This is a genomic window from Cyanobium sp. T1G-Tous (assembly GCF_024345455.1).
In the GTDB taxonomy this organism is placed as follows: domain Bacteria; phylum Cyanobacteriota; class Cyanobacteriia; order PCC-6307; family Cyanobiaceae; genus Cyanobium_A.
Genome location: NZ_JAGQBD010000001.1, coordinates 257,824 through 281,388, shown reverse-complemented (window position 1 = coordinate 281,388; position 23,565 = coordinate 257,824). Strand labels below are relative to the sequence as shown.

Here is a 23,565-nt window from a genome sequence, read left to right as displayed (position 1 = left end):
CCTACGGGAAACCGCTGAATGTTCCGCTGCTATTTAGCGGTCACTGGAAGGTATCCAGTTGTCACACTTTGGCTTTGTAGTGGTTGCTACGATTCAGTAAATACAAGCTAATCAGGGCAGCTGAGCCCACAAAAACTTCTCTACCGCCTCCAGTCCTTCGCCGCTGCGGATGTTGGTAAAGCACCAAGGGCGTCCTGGGCGCATGCATTCGGTGTCGGCTGCCATCACCTCAAGGCTTGCTCCCACCATGGGAGCCAGGTCGATCTTGTTGATCACCAGCAGGTCGGAGCGGGTGATCCCCGGGCCGCCCTTGCGAGGAATTTTGTCGCCGGCGGCCACATCGATCACATAGATGCAAAGATCCACCAATTCCGGGCTGAAGCTGGCAGCCAGGTTGTCGCCACCGCTCTCCACCAGCACCAGATCCAGATCGGGGAAGGCCGCCTCCAGCTCAGCCACCGCCGCCCGGTTGATCGAACAGTCCTCGCGGATGGCGGTGTGGGGGCAGCCACCGGTTTCGACGCCGCGGATTCTCTCGGGTTCTAAAGCCCCAACTCGGGTGAGGAACTGGGCATCCTCCTGGGTGTAAATGTCATTGGTAACAACCGCCAGCTGCAGACGATCGCGCAGTCGCCGGCACAGGGCCTCCACCAGGGCCGTTTTGCCCGAGCCCACCGGCCCAGCCACGCCCACCCGCAGCTTGCTCATCCGATCCGCTCAGCTGCGAAACAGCCTGGAGTACAGCTCGGCATGGCGCAACTGGGCCAGACCCGCACCCACACCACCGCTCCAAAGCTGATCGGGATCGGCAGCCACCAGTTCCAGGGCCCGCTCGGCAATCAAAGGTGCCAGGCCCAGCTGCAGGCGCTGGGCCTCGGTGGGTCCTAGGGGCACCAGCCGCAACGCCGCACTGAGCTGGTTTGCCACCCAGCCATACAAGTAGGCCTCCACCAGCTCGGTGGCAGCAACCTCCAGGGCGCGGCCCGCCAGGGCAAAGGCTGCCGGCCAAGCCAGGTTCAAGGCAGGCGGATTGAAGCCCAGATCGGCCAGCAGCCCCAGCAGCGACGCGCCCATCTGGCGGTGCTGGGCGCGCACCTCCGCCGCCTCCCGCAGGGCCAGCAACCAGCTATCGCGCTCGCGCAATTCGGCTGGTTCAGCCAGCAGCAAACCGGGCAAACTGGCCGCCTCCAGCGCCAAGGTGCCGCGCTGCAACTCAGCTTCCAGCCAGGCCCTCACCCCAGCCCCATCCAGCAAAAGCCCGCGCTGCACCTGCACCTCCAAGCCCTCCGAATAACTGAAGGCCCCCACCGGCAGCGCCGGGCTGATCAGTTGAAACAAGCGCAACCGGCTAGTGGTCATGGCTGTGGCTGTGGGCGGAGCCGTAGGCACCGGACTCGGGCTGAAAGGGAGCCTGCAGCTGATCCACCTGCAGGCCGCGATGCTCCAGCAGATGGGCCAGCACGGAATCGGCGAGCAGGCGCAGTTCACCAGCCCTGATCTCCATCGCCACGTGGCGATTGCCAAGGTGATAGGCGGCCTGGAGCAGGGCTAGGGGATCGGCGCTGCGCACCTGCATCAGCTCCTCCAGCGCCGCGCGCACCTGCACCAGCGGTTCGGCAGCCGTGGCGGCCAGCCACTCACCGGGTTCTAGGGCTGCTCCCCGGCGCAGCTGCAGCAGCACCTGCCTGCCACAGACAGTGCAACGCAAACCCCGCAGCTGGGTGCGCTCCGCCGCTGAAAGGGCCAGCACCAAGGCAGGAACATCCCCCGGACTTGCCGCCAGCCCGCGCTCACGCAGCACCAAAGGCTGGGCAGCAGGCTCGGAGCTGGCCATCGCCGGGTGCACCATGGTCTTTAAACAGCATGCCTGGTGAATCATCCCAACACCATTGCGGCAGGCCGCTGGCACGGCTCCGCTGAGCTGGAGTTCAAGGCCAGGCAGGGCAGTCCGGGGGAGCCGCTGGTCACGGTGCATCAGGGCTGGGCCACCTCCCCCCTGAAATTGCAACGGGCCTACCCCCAGGCAGACGGCCGCTGCGAATTGCCCCTCCTGCACACCGCCGGCGGCCTGGTGGGGGGCGACCAACTGACGGTGCGGGCCTACCTAGCCCCAGGTAGCCAGGCCCTGCTCACCAGCGTGGCGGCCCAGAAGGTGTATGGCTCGGTGGGGCGCTCCCGCTTGGTGCCGCAGGGCCAGTGGGCCCGGCAGAGTTTGCACTTCAGCCTTGAAGCCGGCAGCGACCTGGAATGGCTGCCCCAGGAGCTGGTGCTGTTTGCCGGCGGACTGCTGGAGCAGAACATCACGGTGGAGCTAGCAGCGGGGGCCAGCTGGCTGGGCATGGACGTCGTACGGCTGGGCCGCAGCGCCGCTGGTGAAACCCTGGGCCAGGGCTGCTGGCGCTCACGGCTGCAGGTGTGTCGCCGCGGCCCCGAAGGTCGCCGCTGGGAGCTGGTGGATCCCCTGGAAATCAGCGGCGCCAGCCTCGCTGCAGAACACGGCATGGCGAGCCAACCGGTGCTGGGATCGCTGGTGTGGGCAGCGCCGCAGCCCCTGGGGGCCGCTGCCCTGGCCCAGCTGCTGGCCGACTGCCGCAGCGACCGCCAGGGCCTGGAGGGCGACCTTGCCTGCGGAGCCCTAGACCAGGGCCTGATCGCCCGCTACCGCGGCCCTTCCAGTCAGGCGGCCCGGTTTTGGTTCACCAGGGTATGGGCCCGGATCCGGGCCGCACGCGGCCTCACCGCCCCAGAACTGCCGCGGGTATGGCCCTTCCAGGAACAGCCCTAGGGTTCAGGCTGAACGGGTCAAGGCGCCCTAAAGCTGCCAAAGTTGGCTCATGCACCTAACCCCCCAGGAAAAGGACAAGCTGCTAATAGTCACCGCCGCCCTGCTGGCAGAGAGGCGGCTCAACCGCGGCCTGCGGCTCAACTACCCTGAGGCGGTGGCCTGGCTCAGCTTTCAGGTTATCGAAGGCGCCCGCGACGGCAAGACCGTTGCCGCCCTGATGGCTGAGGGCAGCACCTGGCTGAGCCGTGAACAGGTGATGGAGGGGGTGGCGGAACTGGTGAGCGAGGTACAGATCGAGGCGATGTTTCCCGACGGCACCAAGCTTGTGACCCTGCACGACCCGATCCGCTGATCGCTGCCCCACAACCCCGATCCGCTAATCCCCGAGCCATGCCCCCCCTGATCCCTGGTGAACTACTGCCCGAGCCCGGCGAAATCGTGCTGAACGCCGGTCGGCCCGTGACAACGCTGCTGGTGGCCAACAGCGGCGACCGGCCCGTGCAGGTGGGCTCCCACTTCCATTTCTTTGAGGCCAACAGCGCACTCAAATTCGACCGCGACGCGGCCCGCGGCCTGCGGCTCGACATCCCCGCCGGCACGGCTATCCGCTTCGAGCCAGGCGACAGCCGCGAAGTGCAGCTGGTGCCCTTCGCCGGCGAGCGCCGCATCTTCGGCTTCAACGGCTTGGTCAACGGACCGCTCGATTAACGCCCATCCCGGCAACCCCACCCCATGCCCTATCGCATCTCCCGCCGCGCCTACGCCGAGACCTACGGCCCCACCACCGGCGATCGGCTGCGCCTAGCCGACACCGAGCTGTTTCTGGAAGTGGAAAAAGATTTCACTGTCTACGGCGATGAGGTCAAGTTTGGCGGCGGCAAGGTGATCCGCGACGGCATGGGACAGGGCCAGACACCCCGCAGCCAGGGCGCCGTGGACACAGTCATAACCAACGCCCTGATCCTGGATTGGTGGGGGATCGTCAAGGCCGACATCGGCCTGCGCGATGGCCGCATCTGCGCCATCGGCAAGGCGGGCAACCCCGACACCCAGGCCGGCGTGACGATCGTGGTGGGACCGGGCACCGAAGCGATCGCCGGTGAGGGCCACATCATCACCGCCGGTTCAATCGACACCCACATCCACTTCATCTGCCCCCAGCAAATTGAAACGGCCCTGGCCAGCGGTGTAACCACCCTGCTGGGGGGCGGCACCGGCCCGGCCACCGGCACCAACGCCACCACCTGCACCCCGGGCGCCTTTCACCTGGCCCGCATGTTGCAGGCCGCCGAGGGCCTGCCGGTGAATCTGGGCTTCTACGGCAAGGGCAACGCCTCCACCCCCGAGGCAATCGAGGAGCAGGTGCGGGCCGGCGCCTGCGGCCTCAAGCTGCACGAAGACTGGGGCACCACCCCAGCCGCGATCGACTGCTGCCTCACGGTGGCCGATCGCTTCGACGTGCAGGTGTGCATCCACTCCGACACCCTCAACGAGGCCGGCTTTGTGGAAGACACGATCCGCGCCATCGGCGGCCGCACCATCCACACCTTTCACACCGAAGGAGCCGGCGGCGGTCACGCCCCCGACATCATCAAAATCTGCGGCGAAGCCAACGTGCTGCCCAGCAGCACCAACCCCACCCGCCCCTACACCCGCAACACGCTCGAGGAGCACCTCGACATGCTGATGGTGTGCCACCACCTGGATCCACGCATCCCGGAGGATGTGGCCTTCGCCGAGTCGCGCATCCGCCGCGAAACGATTGCCGCAGAAGACATCCTCCACGACCTGGGCGCCTTCTCAATCATCGCCAGCGACTCCCAGGCCATGGGCCGGGTGGGCGAGGTGATCACCCGCACTTTCCAGACCGCCCACAAGATGAAGGCGCAGCGGGGCACCCTGCCCGAAGACTCCGCTTCAAGTGGAGGGCGCAACGACAACACCCGCTTGAAGCGCTATATCGCCAAAACCACGATCAACCCGGCGATCGCCCACGGGCTTGATTCCCAGATCGGTTCGGTGGAGGTGGGCAAGCTTGCCGATCTGGTGCTGTGGAAGCCGGGCTTTTTCGGGGTGAAACCGGAATTGGTGATCAAGGGCGGCTCAATCGTGTGGGCCCAGATGGGCGATGCCAACGCCTCGATCCCCACCCCCGGACCGGTGCACGGCCGGCCGATGTTTGCCGCTTTTGGGGCCGCCCTGGCCCCCAGTTGCCTCACCTTCATGAGCCAGGCAGCCCTCGATGCCGACCTACCCCGCCAGCTGGGCCTGAAACGCCCCTGCGTGCCAGTGACCAACACCCGCGGCGACATCGGCAAGGCCTCAATGAAAAACAACACGGCCCTGCCGAATGTTGAGGTTGACCCCCAGACCTATGAGGTGTTCGCCGATGGGATGCACCTCAGCTGCGAACCAGCCGAGGTGCTGCCAATGGCCCAGCGCTACTTCCTGCTCTAATCGGCCACCGTGTTGGGGTCGCGCAGGCGATTGCGCCGCTCCGGCAGCAGCTGGGGAAGCAGGGACAGGGGTTCGCTGAAGCCCACTCCCATGGTGGTAACGGTGCCGGAGCGCACAAACCAACGCACCAAGCCAGCCACCCGATGCAAGTCGGTGGCCCGATGCACCTTGAAATCAACCAGCAGTCTTTGACCTACCTGTAACTCATGGTTTTCGGTGATCAACAGGCACAAGCCACCGAGGCTGATATCGAGGATGTCGGCATAAAACCACTCGGTGCGGGGTTCGCCATCTGGGCTGAGCAGCTGAATCGGCACCGGACGACAAGGTGGCGCCACCAACCTTTCAAAGCGGCGCTGACCATCGTGAGGACCAAGGATTTCTAGGTATTCATCCCCGGTGAGGATTGTTTCTGCCTCAAAACGCCCTGGATCTTTACTGAAGGGTTCGGACCAGGAGACACCAGGCGCTCTGGAGGCGTCGCCAGCAAGATTGGGGAGATAGCTGGGCATCACAAAAGCCCCAAAGAGCTGCTGTTGTCTCACCTTAATGGCCGAGGAAGGAAGCCGCCAGAGACGGAGCTGGCCTTCCGTATCAATCCACACCGGCGTCAACCCCAGCGGGTGGACATGATCCCGCCATGGCAGGTGGCGCGGCATGTTTACCGAATACAGACCAAATCGGGGCTACGACGAATATTTCAGCGCCCCTGATAAGCCTCGCACTGCCCTACGCCCTCTGCTCTCCTCCCTAGGCCAGCTGGGCCTCGATGAACTGAACCGCAATCACGCAGCAGCCGGTGTGTTGCTGCGGCGGCTGGGGGCCACCTTTCGCCTCAATGGCTCCGGCAGCCAGGGGGGTGAGCGCATCCTGCCCTTCGACCCCCTGCCGCGGCTGATCGGTAGCGCGGACTGGCAACGCCTCGAAGCAGGCCTGTTCCAGCGGCTAGAGGCGATCGACCTATTTCTGGCCGATGTCTATGGACCCCAAAAAATCCTCAACGACGGTGTGATTCCGCGGCAGGACGTGGAGAGCTCCCAGGGCTGGCGGCCCCAACTGCAGGGCTTCCAGCCGCCTCTGGGACGCTGGTGCCATATCTCCGGCCTTGATCTGGTGCGCGACGGCGAGGGCACCTGGCGTGTGCTGGAAGACAACCTGCGCTGTCCCTCCGGCGTGGCCTACTTCCTGGAAAACCGCCGGGTGATGAAGCGGATGTTCCCGAGCCTGTTTGCCGGCCGCACCGTGCAGCCGATCGACGACTACCCCTCCCACCTGCTGCAGACCCTGCGGGAGCTGGCCCCCTGGACCGACACCCCCAAGGTGGTGCTGCTCACCCCCGGGGTGTTCAACAGCGCCTACTTCGAGCACAGCTACCTGGCCCAGCAGATGGGCATCCAGCTGGTGGAGGGCCGCGACCTGATCTGCCAGGACGACCGGGTGTGGATGCGCAGCACGGCCGGACCCGAACCGGTGGATGTGATCTACCGGCGCATCGACGACGACTTCCTCGACCCGGCCGTATTCCGCAGCGATTCGATGCTGGGGGTGCGGGGCCTGATGGCCGCTTACCGGGCCGGCCGGGTGGCAATAGCCAACGCCCCAGGCACCGGCGTAGCCGACGACAAGCTGATCTACGCCTATGTGCCGGAGATGATCCGCTACTACCTGGGCGAGGAGCCGATCATCGAGAACGTGCCCACCTACCTCTGCGCCAGGGGGGACGACCGGTCCTACGTGCTGGCCCACCTCAGTGAGCTGGTGGTGAAAGCGGTGGCCGAGGCCGGTGGCTACGGCATGCTCATCGGCCCCCACGCCAGCAGCGAGGAGATCGCCGAGTTTGCCGTCAAGATCCAGGCCGATCCCCGCAATTACATCGCCCAGCCCACCCTCGAGCTCTCCACCGTGCCCTCGCTAAGCGAGGGCGAATTGTTCCCCTGCCACGTGGATCTACGGCCCTATGTGCTGCGCGGCAAGGGGGTCTGGGTAAGCCCGGGCGGTCTCACCCGGGTGGCCCTGCGCCGGGGCTCCCTGGTGGTCAACTCTTCTCAGGGTGGCGGCTGCAAGGACACCTGGATCGTGAGTGAACAACCATGCTGAGCCGCGTCGCCGACTCCCTTTATTGGATCAACCGCTATGTGGAGCGGGCCGAAAACATCTCCCGCTTTGTGGAGGTGAGCGAAGCGATGGCCCTCGACTGCCCGCCCGGCAGCGCCGAGCCCTGGCTGCCCCTGGTTGATGCCAGCGGTGATCGGGAACTATTTGACCGTCTTTATCCAGAAGGACGCCCGGAGCAGGTGGTGGATTTTCTGGTGCGCGCCGAGGCCAATCCCAACAGCGTCGTGAACTGCATCGCCATCGCCCGCGAAAACGCTCGCCAGATCCGCGATGTAATCACCACCGAAATGTGGGAGCAGCTCAACGACATCTATTGGACGCTGTTCGACAACAAGGGCTTCTGGAATCAGCCGCCCCAGGAGCAACTTCGCGACATCCGCCGCTCCTGCCAACTTTTCTATGGCATCACGGATGCCACCCTCAGCCGCGACCTCTCCTGGCAATTCAGCCGCCTGGGGCGGGTGCTGGAGCGGGCTGAAAAAACCACCCGCATACTTGATGTGAAGTACTTCCTGCTGCTGCCTTCACCTGATGAGGTGGGCGGCGTGCTCGATGAACTGCAATGGATCTCCCTGCTGCGCAGCGCCGGGGCCTATCAAATGTTCCGTCAGTCGCGCCAGCAGGCGATCGAGCCAAAAGCGGTGGCAGGCTTCCTGCTGCTCGACCCAATCTTTCCACGCTCAGTGCGCTACTGCCTGGAGCGCATCCACGAAACCTTGAGGATCGTGCGCGGCCAGGCGGTGCCAGGAGCTCCAGACGAGCTCGAATGCCTTAGCGGCCTCACCCTGGCCCGCTGGAGCTACAGCCGTATCGACGAGCTGATTGCGGGAGGCTTGCACGAGTCGATCGACGGCCTGCAGAGCGACCTCAACCGGCTCCATGATCTGATCGAACAGCGCTACTTCATCGCCGACCACGCATGCGTGCCCGCGTAACCCACACCTTCACCTACCGCTACAGCGCCCCGGTGCTGCTGGGTCCGCACCGGTTCTGCCTCAAACCCCGGGGTCACGGCTTTCAGCGGCTGCTGGACTTCCAGCTGGTAGTGACCCCTGAGCCAGGGCGGCTCTACCCCTTGATGGCAGCCAGCGGCGATGAAATTCTGCGGGCCCGTTTCAATGGGCCAACAGATGCGTTCATCGTGCGGGCCAGCAGCCTAGTGGAAACGGAAACGGCACCACTGCTGCAGGTTTGCCTGGAGGGCAGCGAACCGATGCTGCCCTACCCGGTGGGCCACCTAAACGGTGACCTGGCCGGCAGCCTGGAGGGCTGGCTACCCAACGGTCAGCACGACCCAGCCGCGGTGGACATGGCCCAGGAAGCACTGATGGGCAGCGATCAAAGGGCGCTGATGTTTCTGCAACAACTGGTGGAGATCATTCAAGACCGGGTCAAATACACCCAGCGACACGTGGGTCCGGCCTGGCCCGCCGGCCGCACCCTCAAGGAAAGGGTGGGGTCCTGCCGAGACCTGGCGATGCTGATGGTGGAGGCCTGCCGCTGCGTGGGTTTACCGGCTCGCTTCGTGAGCGGCTACCACCTAATAGAACCAAAGCCGGTGAGCTACGACCTGCACGCCTGGGCTGAGGTGTATCTGCCAGGTGCCGGCTGGCGGGGCTTTGATCCCAGCGGCATAGGCGTAATCGACGATCGGTACATCACCTTGGCCACTTCCTCCAAGCCGGAGCTGACCGCCGCAGTCACGGGCAGCTTTTCGGGGGCGAATGGCGTCGAAAGCCTGCTGGAATGGAGCATTGAGTCAGACATCCAAGAGCCGGCCGCAACCATGCAATCCGCCTAAGCAAAAGGTGCCTTCAATTGGGTGTCCTCCATTTCCAGACAAACCACCTGGTGGCGGCCTCGATCCTTCGCCACATAAAGAGCGGCGTCGGCGGCGGCCATCAACGACTCCAAGTCGTAGCCGCTCCCTCCTGCGGTGGAGGCAACTCCAACGGAAAGCTCCACCTCCACCACGCCACCGTCTTCCTTGCGCAGTGGGCTCACCTGCAACTGCTGCCGGGTGCGATCCAACATCTGCACAGCTCTTTCGCGCGGATTTTGCAGCAGGATTATGAATTCATCTCCCCCTAATCTGCCCACCAGGTCTGTGCTCCGGCCCACACCAGCCAAGAACTGGGAGACGTGGCGAATCACCTGATCCCCCACTTCATGGCCATTGTTGTCATTGATGGCCTTGAAGTGATCAACATCAATCAAGGCCATCGAGCAAGGCACGCCCACTTGCTGCGCCTTGGCGAGCACTTCCCTAGCAGTCTCCAAAAATGTACGGCGATTGAAGATACCGGAAAGGGCATCAATCTGAGCCATATTGAGCAGCTCGGGCAGCAAATGGCGCCGCAGCATCAACAACAAACCCAGGGAGCCAAAGATCAACGGCAAGGTGCCGGCAATAAAGACCAGCAGCACAAAAGTAAGCGCCTCGTTGCGCTGGGTGTCCAGGTTAACAACGGTGATCAGCGTGGCCCGTTCGCCAAATCCACCGCCCCGGCCCTCCAAGGCGAGCGGTGACTGCCGCATCGTTACTAAGAAATCACCACCAAACCAGGGCAGGGGACCAACAAAAACACGCCGATCCTGGTTGAGACAGCTCACCACCCCATCTTTACTGGGGCAATCAGCAAACAACGCCCTCAATGGCTGCTCACCTGCCAGCTGCAACACATGGGGCAGGGGCAAGTTCACCAAAGCATTATTAGAGGCCACCAGCACAACCCCGCGAGCATCTACAACCAGGGCACTCTCTAAGCCCTGATTGACAGCTGCCCGCTGCAAATCCCGCTGCAGATCATGCAATGGCCGGTAGCCAGACATGCTCGCGCTGAGGATGCGCTCCAAATTGGTGGCACTCCGCTCCGTTTCCCTGGCGTTGTAGGAGAGCACCAGGGATCCAGCAAGAAGGGCCATTAATGCTGATCCAGCAGCCGCGGTGAGAGCCACCAGCAGCCAAAGCTGTCGATTGATCCGGCCCTTGAGTAGAGACACTCCAGACAAATTATGCTCCGGAGCCAGGACAGAAGGTATAAGACTCGAAGAAGAATTGGACGATTTTGCCTATTGCATTAAAAAGTTAACCATTTTTTATGGCTTTGGCAGAAAGGCCTGGGTGGGGGTGGGCAGTGGGGCATTGGCTGAAAGGCGCCTAGCCGAAATCATCTGGTCTGCCATGCGGGCCAGCACGCGAGCTACCGAGCCAGCTGGTGCCAGCATCTCCGCCTGCTCAGCTGGGCCAGGATAACGAATGCCACGTTCCGAGGCCACAAACTCGGCAGGTCTCACCTGCTGGCGATTAGCCATCAACGCCTGGGATGCATGCGGCTCGGCTCTAGCCAGGGCCTGAGCTGCCCACCAAGTGCGCACCAGCGCCCTGATCAAGTCCGGATGGCGCTTAGCAAAAGCAGGGTTTACAGCCAAAACGTCAACGATCTCACCAGGGATTTGAGCGGAGCTAAATAAAAGCCGGTAGCGAGAATCCACGCGCAGGTCATTAGAATAGGGCGGGTAGGTGACAATCGCGGCAACCTTGCCTTTGTCCAGCGCCTTGACAAGGGCGCTGGGCCCTTCGTACAAAAGCCGCACCTGATCAAAAGGAACCTTCTTGGTTTCAAAAGCACGCAAAAGCAGATATTCAGCAAGGACAGTGCGCTCCAGCCCCACTTTCTGACCCGCCAAACTACGTACATCCGCAAAATCACTAGTGCTGACAATCACATCCGCACCATCGGATTGGTCAATCACTAAAAACAACTCAGGGCAGCGCTTTGGCACCTCCTGACAAATCTCTATGGCATCAGGAAGAGTAGTAGCGATAACCTCAGCATCTCCACGGCCATAACCAAGGCGCTGATCCTCAATAGAGCTGTATTGCTGCACCCGCAAATCGAGCCCATAGCGCTGACCCAACCGCCGCTGCTCAGCCAAATACAGATACTCATAACCAGGCCATGTATAAATCGCCACCGAAAGCCGTTGCTGGGAACCCAGGATCCGCCAGGCAGCCAACGCTCCCGCCAACGAAACCAAGCCAACCAAGCCCAAGCACCAAGGGCTCTGAAGCCAGGGACGCTGATGGCTTGGTCGCTGATTTGTCATCAAAGGGCAGCTTCCACTAAGCGATTAGTTACTGAAGGCAGCTGGGCACCAATCCGCACAAGCTCCAGCTCCTGTTGCACCTTTTGAACAGGCTTGGGATTGTGCTCCATCACACCACCTCGAGCAGGTATTGCCTTCTGTTAAACAAACCCACAATAAGCCAAGCCCCGTTCAGCTTGCAGAAACTCCTTGGCACACACTCTCGGCCGATCAGGACTTAGCCCTATCGACTGCTTTGGATGGGCTTGGACCAATTGGTGAGCGCCTTACCAAGCAGTAATAAGTTTAGCCAGGGCTGCGAGCATCTACGCCATCGGCATATTGCCGATCTTCACCTGATCGAGACTCAACCCAAGACCCCTGCAAAGCCCGACCAACAAAATAGGAGCCAAAGGTTGAAATGGTTATACCAATACTCTTAGCGGCAAGATCCCGGCGCCCTGCTAAATAAAAATATTCATATCCTGGCCAACTCGATACGGCTACGCTGACCTCCCACAGCAGCCAAGGCGAAAGACTCGAATCCCAGGATCCGAGACAGGGAAGCGCCCATTAGCGAAAAAACTACAAAAATGACAACCTCATCGGCGCCTAGAGCTAGCCGAGCAAGGGGTTTAACGAGGAGGGAACTTAAGGAAATAATTGGCTTCTTGCCCAAAACTTCACATCTCGCACGCTAATAGCCACTGCGACTAGTTTTTCTTGATGGCATCGATAACTGGCTCCCCTGCCCCGTCCCCGTGGGGCCCGCTGTTTGCGCCGCCTACTCGTCGGCAAGGGCTTGTTCTGGCCCTAACGGCAGGTATGGCCGTGCTGCTGAACCTGCAGCCCCTGCCACTCTTCTATGGCATCCAAATGCTGCTGGGCTCGATCCTGCCGATCCTGGCCCTACTGCTCTGGCGCACCGGCTGGGTAATTCCGGTGGGCTGCATCGCCAGCTTGGTGACCTGGGAGGCATGGGGTCATCCTTGGGCGGTGGTGATCTTCAGCGCCGAAATCACCTGGCTAACCCTCGGCCTACAACGCCTGAGCCGCCGCAACGATCAAGTAAGCACTGGCGCAGTTATCCCCCTGGCGATCAGCTACTGGCTGCTGCTGGGGGCGCCCATGGTTGCCATTTTTTATGGCCTAGTACTTCGAATAGACCCGAGCAACGTGGCCGTCACGGCGCTGAAACAAGCTGTCAATGGGGTCCTTAACGCCACAATTGCATTCGTGCTGTTCATGGTGATCAGCGCCCTGCAAAACCGCAAGGGGCACGGCAATGGCATCTCATTGCGAGGAATAATTGTAGGTCTGGTGCTGATCACCATGACCGTGCCAACCCTAATCATCACTATGAGCTCCGGCTATCAGCTAGAGCTGGCGGTGCAGCAAGCGGAGCTTGAAAATCTTAAAGTAGTAACTCGGGCTGTTGCCACATCTAGGCCTTGGGCTGAAATACCGGGCGAAGATGTGGCCTACCGACGTGTCGAGGCCAATGGCAAGAGCACCAGCTCCGATGCTGAACTGTTCAGTCAGATCGACAAGGAGTTCACCGATGGGGGACGCGCCTATGTGCATCCCCGCGAATTAGCAGTGCTGATCTCCAAGCAACCCCTACCCGTGCTGAAGAAATGGATAAATGGCTACTGGAGTTATAGCCAACTGTATGCCAGCCCAGGCAAGCAGTCCGTATTGATCCAAGTTGTGCAGCCCGCTGACAAGCTAGTTAAACGGATGCAAGATCAAAGCTCGCAACTGCTGATTGTCGTTCTGGCCACTCTGCTACTTGGCACTGCCGCCAGCATGACAATTGGCGCATTATTTGAGCGCGAAATCAATAAAGTGCTGCAGCCGATGCTGATAAGCCCAGACGGTCTGAACACACTTGCCCCGTCTCTAATCAACGAACTGCGCGTAATGGTGCTATTGATCAATCAAAGGATCCAGCAGGTGCGCCTGCTGACCGTTGATCTCCAAGAAACAAACCTAGCCTTGCGCCAATCACGCGACGAGCTCGAACAGCTCAATACCAGCGACTTACTTACCGGCTGCGGTAATCGCAATGCCCTGTTCCTAAGGCTAAAAGAGGAATGCCTGCGCTGCCGCCGCACCGGCGAACCCCTCAGCTGCATCACCATAGACGTGGATGGTCTTACCAAAATCAATGACAGCTTTGGCCATGAAACCGGCGACGTAGTTCTAAAACGAGTGGCGAGTACGGTACGCCAACGGCTGCGCATCACCGACCACTTCTTCCGCAGCGGCGGGGATGAATTCGTGTTGGTTGCCACCGATTGCAATGGAGCAGCCGCCCAGGAAATGGCTGCAGAGCTGCAAGCCCTAGTAAGCCAGCTGGAGCTAACAAGCAATCAGCAACGAGTGCCCACCAGCATCACCACCGGGATCAGCACCCTGGAAGGTGATGAGCTCAAACCCGACACCCTGCTGGCCCGCTCGGATGCAGACATGCGCCAGGCCAGGCAAAATGGGAACAACTGACCTAATGTTGTAGTCAGGTTTTGACATCTAGCCCGCGTGCAAGAAGCGCCCATACCCGAAGAGGATTCGGCTCGCCTCAAGGAACTGCACAGCTACGGCGTACTTGATACGCCATCGGAAGCAATCTTCGACGATATCACCTACCTAGCCCAAGATATTACTGGTGCGAAAATAGGAATAATAAGCCTAGTCGACGAAAATCGTCAGTGGTTCAAGTCTTGCGTTGGCCTTGATGATGCGCCCCAGGAAACACCCAGGAATGTTTCATTTTGTGGCCACACAATCGTACAGCGCCGGCCCTTAATTGTAAACGATGCCCTTGAAGATGATCGCTTTGCCGACAATCCACTTGTTCAAGGTGAGCCACGCATCCGATTTTATGCCGGCTTCCCCCTAATTGCCGCCAACGGCATGATGCTGGGCAGTCTTTGTGTCATTGACATGGAGCCGAAGACGCTCACAACTCAGCAGGTCACCTCCCTAGAGCGACTGGCTCGCCAAGTGGTAAGCCAGATGGAACTGCGGCGAGAAGCTCACCTACTGCAATCCGCCGAATTGGCACTGCAATCTCAAGGTGGAAACGGAGAGACCAAGCCAGGCATCCAGCTGCTTAGTGACATCAATCCGGTAATGGATCGGGAGCAATTGCAGCAGATGCTCAATCTGATGCTTGGCCTAGATCAACCACCCTGCTTTGCACTAGCACGCTGCAAATTTAAGGAATACTCCCGCGTTAGCGCCACCCTTGGGACTGCCGCCGCCGACAGCCTGGTCCAAACGGGCTTAGAGCGCCTACGCGGCTGTTTGCCGATTCAAGCATCAACCGCCTGCTTCTCAGATGACGAATTAGTAATTGTGCTCCCCCATCTCTCAGAGGAAGGTGCTATCACAGCAATCGCAGAAAGATGTGCAACCAGCCTTGAGGCACCATTAAAACTAAATGACCGCGATATTGAGCTAGGCGTGAGCATGGGCATTGCGATCTTCAAAAACAACTATAGCGATGCTGATTCTCTACTCTCTGATGCCAGCATCGCCCAACGCATAGCCATCACAGATCGCACCAAAAATAGCAATTTCAACTTCATCGACTTGGCCGCACGACTGGCGGCACAGCAGCACTACCAAATAGAAACGGACCTGCGCCGCACCATCCGACGCAACGACATCACCCCCTACCTGCAACCGATTGTTGATCTAGCCACGGGCAAACCCGTAGGCCTGGAATGCCTGATGCGCTGGCGCACCGACAGCAGCGAGATGCTGCTACCCGAAAAGTTTTTACCCATATCCCATCTGGCCGGGCTCAGCGGCGAACTCGACCTCCAGATCATCCAAAAAGCAATCAATGCCAGCCATGAACTAGCAACCGCTGCTCCAGGGCGGCCGCTGCAACTCTCGGTGAACCTTTCAGCCCTACTGCTGGAGAATGAGGGTCAGCGCAACCGACTGCTGCAACTCATTCGCTCCACCCCCTTACCAAAGAATTGGCAGCTGCAAGTGGAACTGGTAGAGGATTATTTACAAGACAACGGCTCAGAACTGGGGGCCTTTCTCAATACTCTGCGCCGCCAAGGTGTGGCCATCGCCATCGACGACTTCGGCACAGGCTATTCCTCACTAAGCCGCCTGCACAACTATCCGGTGCGCACGGTCAAAGTCGATTCTAGCTTTATTAAACGCATCGACGCCAAGAGTAATCCTACCAATCAATTACTGAAAACCATCCAGGCTCTCTGCGCCGATTTAGGCCTGGAAAGCACCGCCGAAGGGGTCGAAACCGAATCGCAACGCGCCTGGTTGCTGCAGAACGGCTACAGGCACGGCCAGGGCTACCTATTCAGCCGGCCGATGTCGGTGGCTGCTACAAGCCACTACTTAGCTGAAATTCACTGAGAAACTACCAGCTAATCCAATGCAACTTAGGCAGGGGGGCCGTTTTAAAGGTAGTGGCAAATAAACGGGGAATGAGGCGGCTGCTGTATACCCGAAACTCCCTCACCACGCCTGCACCCTCCTCGCGCGCAGCCTGATTTAGCACCACCGAACCATCGTGATCAGAAATGGAGCGGTGAAAAGTTCGGCCGCCGTGCAGGGCCAACAAATTATCTTCCTAGTGGGGGTGCAGATAAAACTGCCAGGCACCAGTCTTCTCCTCATCAGGAGGGCTCACGGCCGGACCGGCATGGATCACCAGATCGCGGGCATTGGAGCTGGCGACGGTGATATCAAAGAAACGAACAGCGGGGGTATCACGGAACTTCTCGTAAGGAATCAGCTCAAACATCGGCGCAGACCGGGGAGGGGCAGGCCGTCGCAACCACTACCCATCAAGAAAATTGGCTTGGATCAGAAGGGGATCGGCATCTCCACATCAGCGGGCTCGGGGGCACAGACCGCCACCCGCTGGGCCACCACTTCGCCCAGCACCACGATTGATGGCGAAGCGAAATCCTGCTCCTCCGCCCGGTCGGCCAACTCGCCCAGCACTGTCACCAACTGGCGCTGACCGCGCACCGTGCCCTGCTGGATCACCGCTGCCGGCGTGTCGGCCGCCAAGCCGCCCGCCATCAGCTCCTCGGCGATGCGGCGCAGGTTATGCAAGCCCATGTAGATCACCAAGCCATCACTGGTCTGGGCCAGGCCGCGCCAGTTCACCCCTGGGCGGCCCTTATCGATTTCCTCGTGGCCCGTCACGAAGGTGACGCTGGAGCCGGCGCGGCGGTGGGTAACAGGAATGCCCGCATAGGCCGGAGCCGCGATGCCAGCTGTTACCCCAGGCACCACCTGCACCGGCACGCCCCTGGCGGCTAAGTGGGCGGCCTCCTCACCGCCGCGGCCAAACAAAAAGGGATCACCACCCTTAAGCCGCACGATCAGTCGATGGCGGCTGGCCAGTTCCACCAGCACCGCGTTGGTGCTCGGCTGCGGCACCGAATGGTGACCGCGGCGCTTACCGACAAAGTGGAGTTCGCAGCCCTGGGGCACCAGATTCAGCAGGGCCTGCGGCACCAGGGAGTCGTAGACGAGGGCGTCGCACTGGCGCAGTAGCCGGTGGGCCTTGAGGGTGAGCAGCTCCGGATCACCGGGGCCCGCCCCCACCAGGTAAACCGTGCCGAGCTGGGCCGGGGCACTCATGGCAGGGCCTCGAGTTCAGCCAGCAGCAGCTGGCGCAGCCCAGGCCGCTGCAGCAACGGCGGACCCACCTGCTCGGCTAGCTGGTCGGTGAGCCGGTTGGCGGCCAGAGCAAGCGCCAGGGCTGGAGCGGCAAGGGTCAGCTTCAGCTCCGCGAGGTGCTCTGCACTGTATGGAGTGGCGACGCAGTGGGCGCCGGTGCGCCGCTCCAGGCTGGTGAGATACCGCGCTGCCAGGGGACCCTCCAAGGGGTGATGCAGCAGTAAGGGCCGGGCCGCTGGCTGGCAATCCTGCATAGCCAAACCGGCCAGCTCAATTGCGAGGGCGGCCTGCCAGCGGGGCCAGGCCCCCAGGAAGGGCCAGTGCTGCACGCGGCCAAAAGCCGACCAATGGCGCACGATCGCCGGCAAATCGTGGCGCACATGGCCGCCGGGCAGCAGCAGCAGCGGCACCAAGCCGAGAACCTGACCCGGCTGCAGCAGCTCGCTCGCCGCCGGCGGCGCCGCAGCCGAAAGGGCCTGTAGCCGCACGGGCGCACCACGACGGCACTCCAGCTCGGCGGCCAGCGCCACCAACTCGGCAGGCAGCTGGCCGCCCGCGCGGCCGTGCACCACCAGCAGCAGGGGCTGGCGCCAGGGGATGGTGGAGGGCGTGAAACGCTCGGCAGCGGTGGCGACCATGCTGAAACGCTACCCCCGTAGACTTCGTGTCCTCAGGAGTCAACGAAGCGTCCGCTTTGAGGAAAAGCGCACACGGCGAGATGACCTACCTAGAGGGCTCTCTTGAAATATCGAACTCAAAGATCAGCCTCGCCAAGTGGGCATACCTCCAGCCATCAAGGTGCCCCTATGGCGCCATAGCGCTTCGGGAGTGACGGTGATGTGGTTGGCGGCTGCCAGCTCAACGGCCTCCGCGGTAGACCTAGTGGCCAGCAGGGCGGTAGTGAATGCAGGATCGCGCCGGGCCAGCTCTTTGAGATCGTGCAGAGCAACGGTGGATTGGGTTTGGCAGGTAGTCATCTCTTTTACCTCAATTATCTGTACCCAGGCTAAGAAGCCTTATTCAGTCCAGAGGTGAGTAAAAGCACCCGTCTTAACTGACATGTAAGTGCAAGGCTCATACCTCCTGCAGATTGCAAGGCCGGTTATGGGCATTGAGCTGGGCAGCAATCCAGCCACTGATAGCGGCTCGGATCTGGAAAAGGGAGTGGAGCCAGGGGGGTGGGTAGCTGGATCACGGGCAATACGCCTCTATGAAGCTCGGGCCCGGAAAGAAGTCCGCGACTCAGCAGACCCCAACTGTCTGTGCCACATTCATGGGCAGAAAAACTTGGAGAGCTGGCCGTGCACATGGTGGCGAATTTTTGGCCCGGAGCCACGCTTGAGCAATTCCAGGTGGAACTAGCCCAGCTGGAGGGCAAGGAGCAACCTCAAGCCCAGCTGCTGCGCACGGTGGCGGAGGTGGAAGGGGGTCTGATGATCGTGTCCCTTTGGGAAGGGCAGGCGCAATACGACAGCTGGGCTGAAGCCACCCTGTTGCCCCAGATCGATCTTCCAGGGGGCATGGACGGTCGCCCGGAACAACGCAAGGGGCTGGTGGTGGATCACTACTCCGTGCTGCCCGCCAGCTGAGTGGTGATAGGGGCTGACTTAGTGCAGCTAAGAAAATCAGCAACCGCAGCAACTGGGCCCAGGCAACCGGCCGCCAGCTCTACAAGGAGTTGGCGCAGGGGTTCAAGATGATCAACTACCACCCGCAGGGCGGTCAGCAAGTCGAACCGCGAGCAGTGTGTCTCCCTGGGCTGCCTCCTCATTAGGGCTACGAATTGAGGGGTTAGCGCCTCAGAGCTGCTCCAATTCGATCCCATAACGTGTGGCTTGACGCACTCGCCAGCCGCCCTGCCCTTGTCATTACCCCGCCCCTCCACCTTCTTCTGCGCCTTCCTCACCCTGCTGAACGACCGGCTGGGGGAAAGCATCGTGTTTCCGCTGCTGCCCTTTTTGCTGGCGGGCTTCACCAGCGACGGCAGGGTGCTGGGACTACTGGCGGGTAGTTACGCGGTGGCCCAGTTCGCCTTCACGCCCCTGATCGGTGCCCTAAGTGATCGCTACGGCCGCAAACCGGTAATCAGTGTCTGTGTGGCGGGCTCGGTACTGGGCCTGGCCCTGTTTGCCCTCACCATCAGCCTGCCCTGGGCCAGCCTCTGGCCCGCCGCCCAGGACGCCGGGTTGCCCCTGGCCCTGCTGTTCGGGGCTCGGCTGATCGATGGGGTGAGCGGCGGCACCGCCGCCACAGCTAGCGCCGTGCTGGCCGACATCTCGCCACCGGAAAAACGGGCCAAGGCCTTCGGCCTAATCGGGGTGGCCTTTGGCCTGGGCTTCATTCTTGGCCCCGCCCTAGGCGGGCTGCTCGGCCAGATCAACGTCACCCTGCCGCTGCTCGTTGCCGTAGCGATCGCCGCACTCAACCTGGTTCTGGTGCTCACCGTGCTGCCAGAAACCCACCCGCCAGAAGCACGCCGGTCCATGCCGCGCAAACGGGATCTCAACCCTTTGGTCGCCCTGCAGCGGGTGTTCACCAACCCCCAGGTGCGGCGGCTTTGCGTGGCATTTTTTCTGTTTTTCCTTGCCTTCAACGGCTTCACCGCCGTGCTGGTGCTCTATTTCAAGCAGGCCTTCAATTGGGGGCCCGGCCTAGCGGCCTCAGCTTTCCTGGTGGTGGGCGTGGTGGCCACGGTTGTCCAAGGCGGCCTGATCGGCCCGCTGGTGAAGCGCTTCGGCGAATGGCGCCTCACCCTGGCCGGCCTGGGCTTTGTGATCGCCGGCTGCCTGCTGATTCCCCTGGCCACCAGGGCCAACGCCCAACCGGTGGTATTCAGCGCCGTGGCGATCCTGGCCCTCGGCACCGGCCTGGTCACCCCCTGCCTGCGCAGCCTGGTATCGCGCCGACTCGACAGCGAAGGCCAGGGCGCCGCCCTGGGCAGCCTCCAGGGGCTGCAGAGCTTGGGCAGCTTCGTTGGCCCACCGCTGGCGGGCCTGGCCTACGAAACCACCGGTCGCCAAAGCCCCTTCTGGCTTGGCATCGCCTTGCTGGTGGGGGTGGCCCTGCTGGTGGCCGGTGGTCTTCCGGGCCGAAACGCGGCGATGACAGCAGGACTACACGGATCGGAGAGTTGAGATTGCTACGTTGCCGCTAATCACAGCCAGGGTGCGGCATGGCGGAATCAACGGCTGAAACCCAGCTAGCTCCCGAGCTTTATATCAACCGTGAACTGAGCTGGCTGGAGTTCAATTACCGGGTGCTGGCACAAGCCCTAGACGAGCGCACGCCGCTACTTGAGCAGGCGAAGTTCAGCGCCATCTTCAGCAACAACCTCGATGAGTTCTTCATGGTGAGGGTGGCCTCGCTGAAGTCCCAGATCGATGCGGGGGTGAGCACTCTCAGTGATGACGGACTCACCGCCCAGCAACAGCTGCAGGCGATTCGCACCAAGCTGCGCCCCCTGCTGGAGATGCAGCAGCAGCACTACCGCCACTCCCTTAAGAGCCATCTCTGCGACTACGGCGTTCACCTCACCGACTACGCCAACCTCAACGGTCCCCAGCGCGATTGGCTCAACGCCTACTTCCAGAGCGCCATTTTTCCGGTTCTCACCCCCCTGGCGGTGGATCCCTCCCACCCCTTTCCCTTCATCAGCAACCTGAGCCTCAACGTGGCCGCCCTGGTGCGCGACCCCGATACGGGTCAGCAGGAATTTGCCCGGGTGAAGGTGCCGCAGAAAAACCTGCCCCGCTTCGTCCAGATCCCGCCCCACCTGAGCGGCAAGCAACCCGAACCCGTTTACACGGCCGTGCCTCTGGAGCAGGTGGTGGCCTTCAACCTCGGCCTGCTGTTCCCAGGCATGCACGTGGAGGGGCACTACTTCTTCCGCGTCACCCGCGACGCCGACCTGGAATTGCGCGACCTGGAGGCCGACGATCTGATGGAGGCCCTGGAGGAGGGCCTGCGCAAACGCCGCCGCGGCGGCGAGGTGGTGCGGCTGGAGGTGGCCGATGAGATGCCGGAAGCGGTGGTGCAGCTGCTGATGGAAGGCACCGCCGTCGAGGCGGAAGACGTCTACCGGGTCAACGGACCACTGGGTCTCGACGATCTGATGAGCCTGCTGGCCATTCCCTTGCCCCAGCTCAAGGAGAAGGCCCACAAGGGCCGCACCACACCAGCCCTGGCCCGCACCCAGAAGAGCCAGCTGGAAGACGGCTCTATCAAGGCGGAGGAGTTTGAAAGCATCTTCTCGGTGATCCGCCGGGGAGATGTGCTGCTGCATCACCCCTACGACTTGTTTTCTACATCGGTAGAGGAATTCCTCAACCAAGCCGCCGATGACCCCTCGGTATTGGCCATCAAGATGACCCTCTACCGCACCTCTAAGGATTCAGCGGTGGTGGCAGCGCTGATCCGGGCCGCCGAAAACGGCAAGCAGGTGATGGCCCTGGTTGAATTAAAAGCCCGCTTCGATGAAGACAACAACATCCAATGGGCTAAGCAGTTAGAGGCATCTGGAGTGCACGTCGTCTACGGCGTATTGGGCCTTAAGACCCACACGAAAATTCTGCTGGTAGTTCGCAAGGAGAAGGAGCGCCTCAACAGCTACGTACATATAGGTACGGGCAACTACAACTCCAAAACTTCCAGCCTCTACACCGATATCGGCCTACTCACTGCCAGGCCTGAATTCGGCGCCGATCTAGTGGAGTTGTTCAACTACCTCACCGGTTTCTCCAAGCAGCAAAGCTTCCGGCGCCTACTGGTGGCTCCAGTGACGCTGCGCAGCCGCATGGAAGGCCTGATCCGCCGCGAAATCGACCATGCCCAAGCCGGCAGGGGCGGCCATATCCGGGCAAAGATGAATGCCCTGGTGGATCCGGCGATCGTCGCCCTGCTCTACGAAGCCTCCCAGGCCGGTGTCACGATCGATCTGGTGGTGCGTGGCATGTGCAGCCTGCGGCCCCAACTGGAGGGCGTCAGCGACAACATCCAGGTTGTGAGTGTGATCGGTCGCTTCCTTGAACACTCGCGGCTGTTTTGGTTTGGCAATGGCGGCGAGCCCGAACTTTTCTTCGGCAGCGCCGACTGGATGTCACGCAACCTGGACAGACGAGTTGAAGCGGTAGCCCCGATCGAAGATCCAAAACTGCGCCATCAGCTTGAGCAGGTCATCGATCTCTACCTGAATGACACCAGTGCCTGGCACATGGACAATCAAGGAAAGTTCAGTCAACGACAGCTCGAAGGCGAACAACATCTGGTTCAGCGGGAGATGATGCGTCGCTGGCGCGGCGGTTTGGTGGCTTGATCTGCAGCATTCCATACAGGAAATCTTCCAAATCAAGGAGATACAACCAACCCAACAGTGCTACATTCCGGCCAAATCCAATACGGAGGCTGGGGTGTGGGGACGCCTTTGCAATCCGCTTCAGACGTTGTTGACAGCAGCGTCTCGAAGCAGTCGCCATCTTTGATGGCGACTAATGCTGCATCTAGCAAATCTGCCTCGGCAAAGGGACGCGCCGCCACAGGCCCGAAAGCCGGGGGCCGGCTTAGTGCCGATTCAATCGGCTGGTATCTAGGCACCATTGGCCGGGTGCCGCTGCTCACGGCCGCCGAAGAAATTGAGCTGGCCCACCACGTACAGGCCGGCAAACGCCTACTGGAGCTGCCTGCAGGGGAGCACACCCCTAAGCACAAGCGCCAGCTGCGCATGGCCCAGCGGGCCCGCGATCGCATGATGGCCGCCAACTTACGCCTGGTGGTGAGCGTCGCCAAGAAGTATCAAAACCAGGGGCTGGAGCTGCTGGATCTGGTGCAAGAAGGGGCGATCGGCCTAGAGAGAGCTGTTGACAAATTCGACCCAGCAATGGGCTACAAATTTTCGACCTACGCCTATTGGTGGATCCGTCAGGGAATGACTCGGGCCATCGACAACAGCGCCCGCACGATTCGTTTGCCGATTCACATCAGCGAAAAGCTGTCGAAGATGCGTCGGATCAGCCGTGAGCTTTCCCATCGGCTCGGCCGCCAGCCCAATCGCCTCGAGCTCTCCCATGCCATGGACATGGCCCCGCGGGACCTCGAAGAGCTGATGGCCCAAAGTGCTCCCTGCGCCTCCCTCGATGCCCATGCCCGCGGCGAAGAAGATCGCAGCACCCTGGGCGAACTAATCGCCGATCCGGCCAGCAACGAGCACCTGGACTCGATGGACCGGCACATCCAAAAGGAGCACCTGGGCACCTGGCTCTCCCAGCTAAATGACCGGGAACAGCAGATCCTCAAGCTGCGCTTCGGCCTGGAAGGGGCCGAACCTCTTACCCTCGCTGAAATTGGCCGGCTGATCAACGTGTCTCGGGAGCGGGTGCGGCAGCTGGAGGCAAAAGCAATCATGAAGCTGCGCCTGATGAGCAACTACCAGCAGGCCGCCTGAG

22 protein-coding genes and 1 pseudogene are annotated in these 23,565 nt (G+C 61.4%); 13 read left to right on the top strand and 10 right to left on the bottom strand.

The features are described from left to right. Positions 1–111 precede the first annotated feature (111 nt). From ureG to ureE, 3 genes are read right to left on the bottom strand one after another with little or no spacing between them, the layout of a single operon-like run. Positions 112–708 (bottom strand): urease accessory protein UreG, encoded by a 597-nt coding sequence (gene ureG / locus KBY75_RS01365; protein WP_254935381.1) that lies wholly within the window; start codon positions 706–708, stop codon positions 112–114. A 9-nt stretch (positions 709–717) separates the two neighbouring features. Then, positions 718–1,359 (bottom strand): urease accessory protein UreF, encoded by a 642-nt coding sequence (locus KBY75_RS01360; RefSeq protein ID WP_255022667.1) that lies wholly within the window; start codon positions 1,357–1,359, stop codon positions 718–720. Continuing rightward, the gene (gene ureE, locus KBY75_RS01355) at positions 1,349–1,834 is read right to left on the bottom strand and encodes an urease accessory protein UreE (protein ID WP_255022666.1); all 486 of its coding nucleotides are present in this window, start codon (positions 1,832–1,834) and stop codon (positions 1,349–1,351) included. The genes KBY75_RS01360 and ureE overlap by 11 nt, the downstream gene beginning before the upstream one ends. A 36-nt stretch (positions 1,835–1,870) precedes the next feature. Here ureE and KBY75_RS01350 point away from each other — a divergent pair, with 36 nt between their 5' ends. The 4 genes from KBY75_RS01350 to ureC are packed head-to-tail and all read left to right on the top strand — an operon-like array spanning position 1,871 to position 5,242. Beyond that, positions 1,871–2,785 (top strand): urease accessory protein UreD, encoded by a 915-nt coding sequence (locus KBY75_RS01350; RefSeq protein WP_396097771.1) that lies wholly within the window; start codon positions 1,871–1,873, stop codon positions 2,783–2,785. Positions 2,786–2,834: 49 nt separating this feature from the next. Next, a complete protein-coding gene (locus tag KBY75_RS01345; RefSeq protein WP_255022665.1) occupies positions 2,835–3,137 on the top strand; it encodes an urease subunit gamma in 303 nt (100 codons plus the stop codon). A gap of 38 nt (positions 3,138–3,175) precedes the next feature. Continuing rightward, entirely contained in the window at positions 3,176–3,493 is a 318-nt protein-coding gene (locus KBY75_RS01340; RefSeq protein ID WP_254935377.1) for an urease subunit beta, read from the top strand. A 24-nt stretch (positions 3,494–3,517) separates the two neighbouring features. Then, positions 3,518–5,242 (top strand): urease subunit alpha, encoded by a 1,725-nt coding sequence (gene ureC, locus KBY75_RS01335; protein ID WP_255022664.1) that lies wholly within the window; start codon positions 3,518–3,520, stop codon positions 5,240–5,242. Here the strand turns inward: ureC and KBY75_RS01330 are convergent. Beyond that, the gene (locus KBY75_RS01330; protein ID WP_255022663.1) at positions 5,239–5,754 is read right to left on the bottom strand and encodes a PilZ domain-containing protein; all 516 of its coding nucleotides are present in this window, start codon (positions 5,752–5,754) and stop codon (positions 5,239–5,241) included. The two genes, ureC and KBY75_RS01330, sit on opposite strands and share 4 nt — an antisense overlap. Before the next feature lie 145 nt (positions 5,755–5,899). Between KBY75_RS01330 and KBY75_RS01325 the strand changes: the two genes are divergently transcribed. Genes KBY75_RS01325 through KBY75_RS01315 form a run of 3 tightly spaced genes read left to right on the top strand, consistent with a single transcriptional unit; the run spans position 5,900 to position 9,158 of the window. After that, positions 5,900–7,339 carry a circularly permuted type 2 ATP-grasp protein gene (locus KBY75_RS01325; RefSeq protein ID WP_255022662.1) on the top strand — a complete coding sequence of 480 codons (1,440 nt, stop codon included), beginning with the start codon at positions 5,900–5,902 and terminating at the stop codon, positions 7,337–7,339. After that, the gene (locus KBY75_RS01320) at positions 7,333–8,292 is read left to right on the top strand and encodes an alpha-E domain-containing protein (protein WP_255022661.1); all 960 of its coding nucleotides are present in this window, start codon (positions 7,333–7,335) and stop codon (positions 8,290–8,292) included. Before KBY75_RS01325 ends, KBY75_RS01320 begins: the two co-directional genes overlap by 7 nt. Beyond that, positions 8,277–9,158 carry a transglutaminase family protein gene (locus tag KBY75_RS01315; protein ID WP_255022660.1) on the top strand — a complete coding sequence of 294 codons (882 nt, stop codon included), beginning with the start codon at positions 8,277–8,279 and terminating at the stop codon, positions 9,156–9,158. The genes KBY75_RS01320 and KBY75_RS01315 overlap by 16 nt, the downstream gene beginning before the upstream one ends. Here the strand turns inward: KBY75_RS01315 and KBY75_RS01310 are convergent. Beyond that, positions 9,155–10,360, bottom strand: a complete 1,206-nt coding sequence (locus KBY75_RS01310) for a diguanylate cyclase (RefSeq protein WP_255022708.1) — start codon at positions 10,358–10,360, stop codon at positions 9,155–9,157. The two genes, KBY75_RS01315 and KBY75_RS01310, sit on opposite strands and share 4 nt — an antisense overlap. Positions 10,361–10,456: 96 nt before the next feature. Next, on the bottom strand, positions 10,457–11,377 hold the full coding sequence (locus tag KBY75_RS01305) for an ABC transporter substrate-binding protein (protein ID WP_255022659.1): 921 nt from the start codon (positions 11,375–11,377) through the stop codon (positions 10,457–10,459). An 894-nt stretch (positions 11,378–12,271) separates the two neighbouring features. On the opposite strand from KBY75_RS01305, the gene KBY75_RS01300 reads away from it, so the two are divergent. Both KBY75_RS01300 and KBY75_RS01295 read left to right on the top strand, forming a co-directional pair. After that, a complete protein-coding gene (locus KBY75_RS01300; RefSeq protein WP_255022658.1) occupies positions 12,272–13,951 on the top strand; it encodes a GGDEF domain-containing protein in 1,680 nt (559 codons plus the stop codon). Positions 13,952–13,987: 36 nt separating this feature from the next. Further along, a complete protein-coding gene (locus KBY75_RS01295) occupies positions 13,988–15,847 on the top strand; it encodes a sensor domain-containing phosphodiesterase (RefSeq protein ID WP_255022657.1) in 1,860 nt (619 codons plus the stop codon). A 4-nt stretch (positions 15,848–15,851) separates the two neighbouring features. Here the strand turns inward: KBY75_RS01295 and KBY75_RS01290 are convergent. From KBY75_RS01290 to KBY75_RS01275, 4 genes and pseudogenes are all read right to left on the bottom strand, one after another. Continuing rightward, a pseudogene (locus KBY75_RS01290) lies at positions 15,852–16,238 on the bottom strand (redox protein). Positions 16,239–16,300: 62 nt separating this feature from the next. Then, the gene (gene cobA, locus KBY75_RS01285; protein ID WP_255022656.1) at positions 16,301–17,089 is read right to left on the bottom strand and encodes a uroporphyrinogen-III C-methyltransferase; all 789 of its coding nucleotides are present in this window, start codon (positions 17,087–17,089) and stop codon (positions 16,301–16,303) included. Then, entirely contained in the window at positions 17,086–17,766 is a 681-nt protein-coding gene (locus KBY75_RS01280) for a CbiX/SirB N-terminal domain-containing protein (RefSeq protein ID WP_255022655.1), read from the bottom strand. Before KBY75_RS01280 ends, cobA begins: the two co-directional genes overlap by 4 nt. Before the next feature lie 123 nt (positions 17,767–17,889). After that, the gene (locus KBY75_RS01275; protein ID WP_255022654.1) at positions 17,890–18,105 is read right to left on the bottom strand and encodes a hypothetical protein; all 216 of its coding nucleotides are present in this window, start codon (positions 18,103–18,105) and stop codon (positions 17,890–17,892) included. Between the two features lie 330 nt (positions 18,106–18,435). Here KBY75_RS01275 and KBY75_RS01270 point away from each other — a divergent pair, with 330 nt between their 5' ends. From KBY75_RS01270 to KBY75_RS01255, 4 genes are all read left to right on the top strand, one after another. Further along, positions 18,436–18,717: a hypothetical protein gene (locus tag KBY75_RS01270; RefSeq protein WP_254935354.1), complete on the top strand. Its 282-nt coding sequence runs from the start codon at positions 18,436–18,438 to the stop codon at positions 18,715–18,717. A 246-nt stretch (positions 18,718–18,963) separates the two neighbouring features. Next, a complete protein-coding gene (locus KBY75_RS01265) occupies positions 18,964–20,262 on the top strand; it encodes an MFS transporter (protein WP_396097766.1) in 1,299 nt (432 codons plus the stop codon). Positions 20,263–20,300: 38 nt separating this feature from the next. Beyond that, on the top strand, positions 20,301–22,439 hold the full coding sequence (ppk1, locus tag KBY75_RS01260) for a polyphosphate kinase 1 (protein WP_255022653.1): 2,139 nt from the start codon (positions 20,301–20,303) through the stop codon (positions 22,437–22,439). 165 nt (positions 22,440–22,604) lie between these two features. Continuing rightward, positions 22,605–23,564, top strand: a complete 960-nt coding sequence (locus KBY75_RS01255; RefSeq protein ID WP_255022652.1) for a sigma-70 family RNA polymerase sigma factor — start codon at positions 22,605–22,607, stop codon at positions 23,562–23,564. Position 23,565 lies beyond the last annotated feature (1 nt).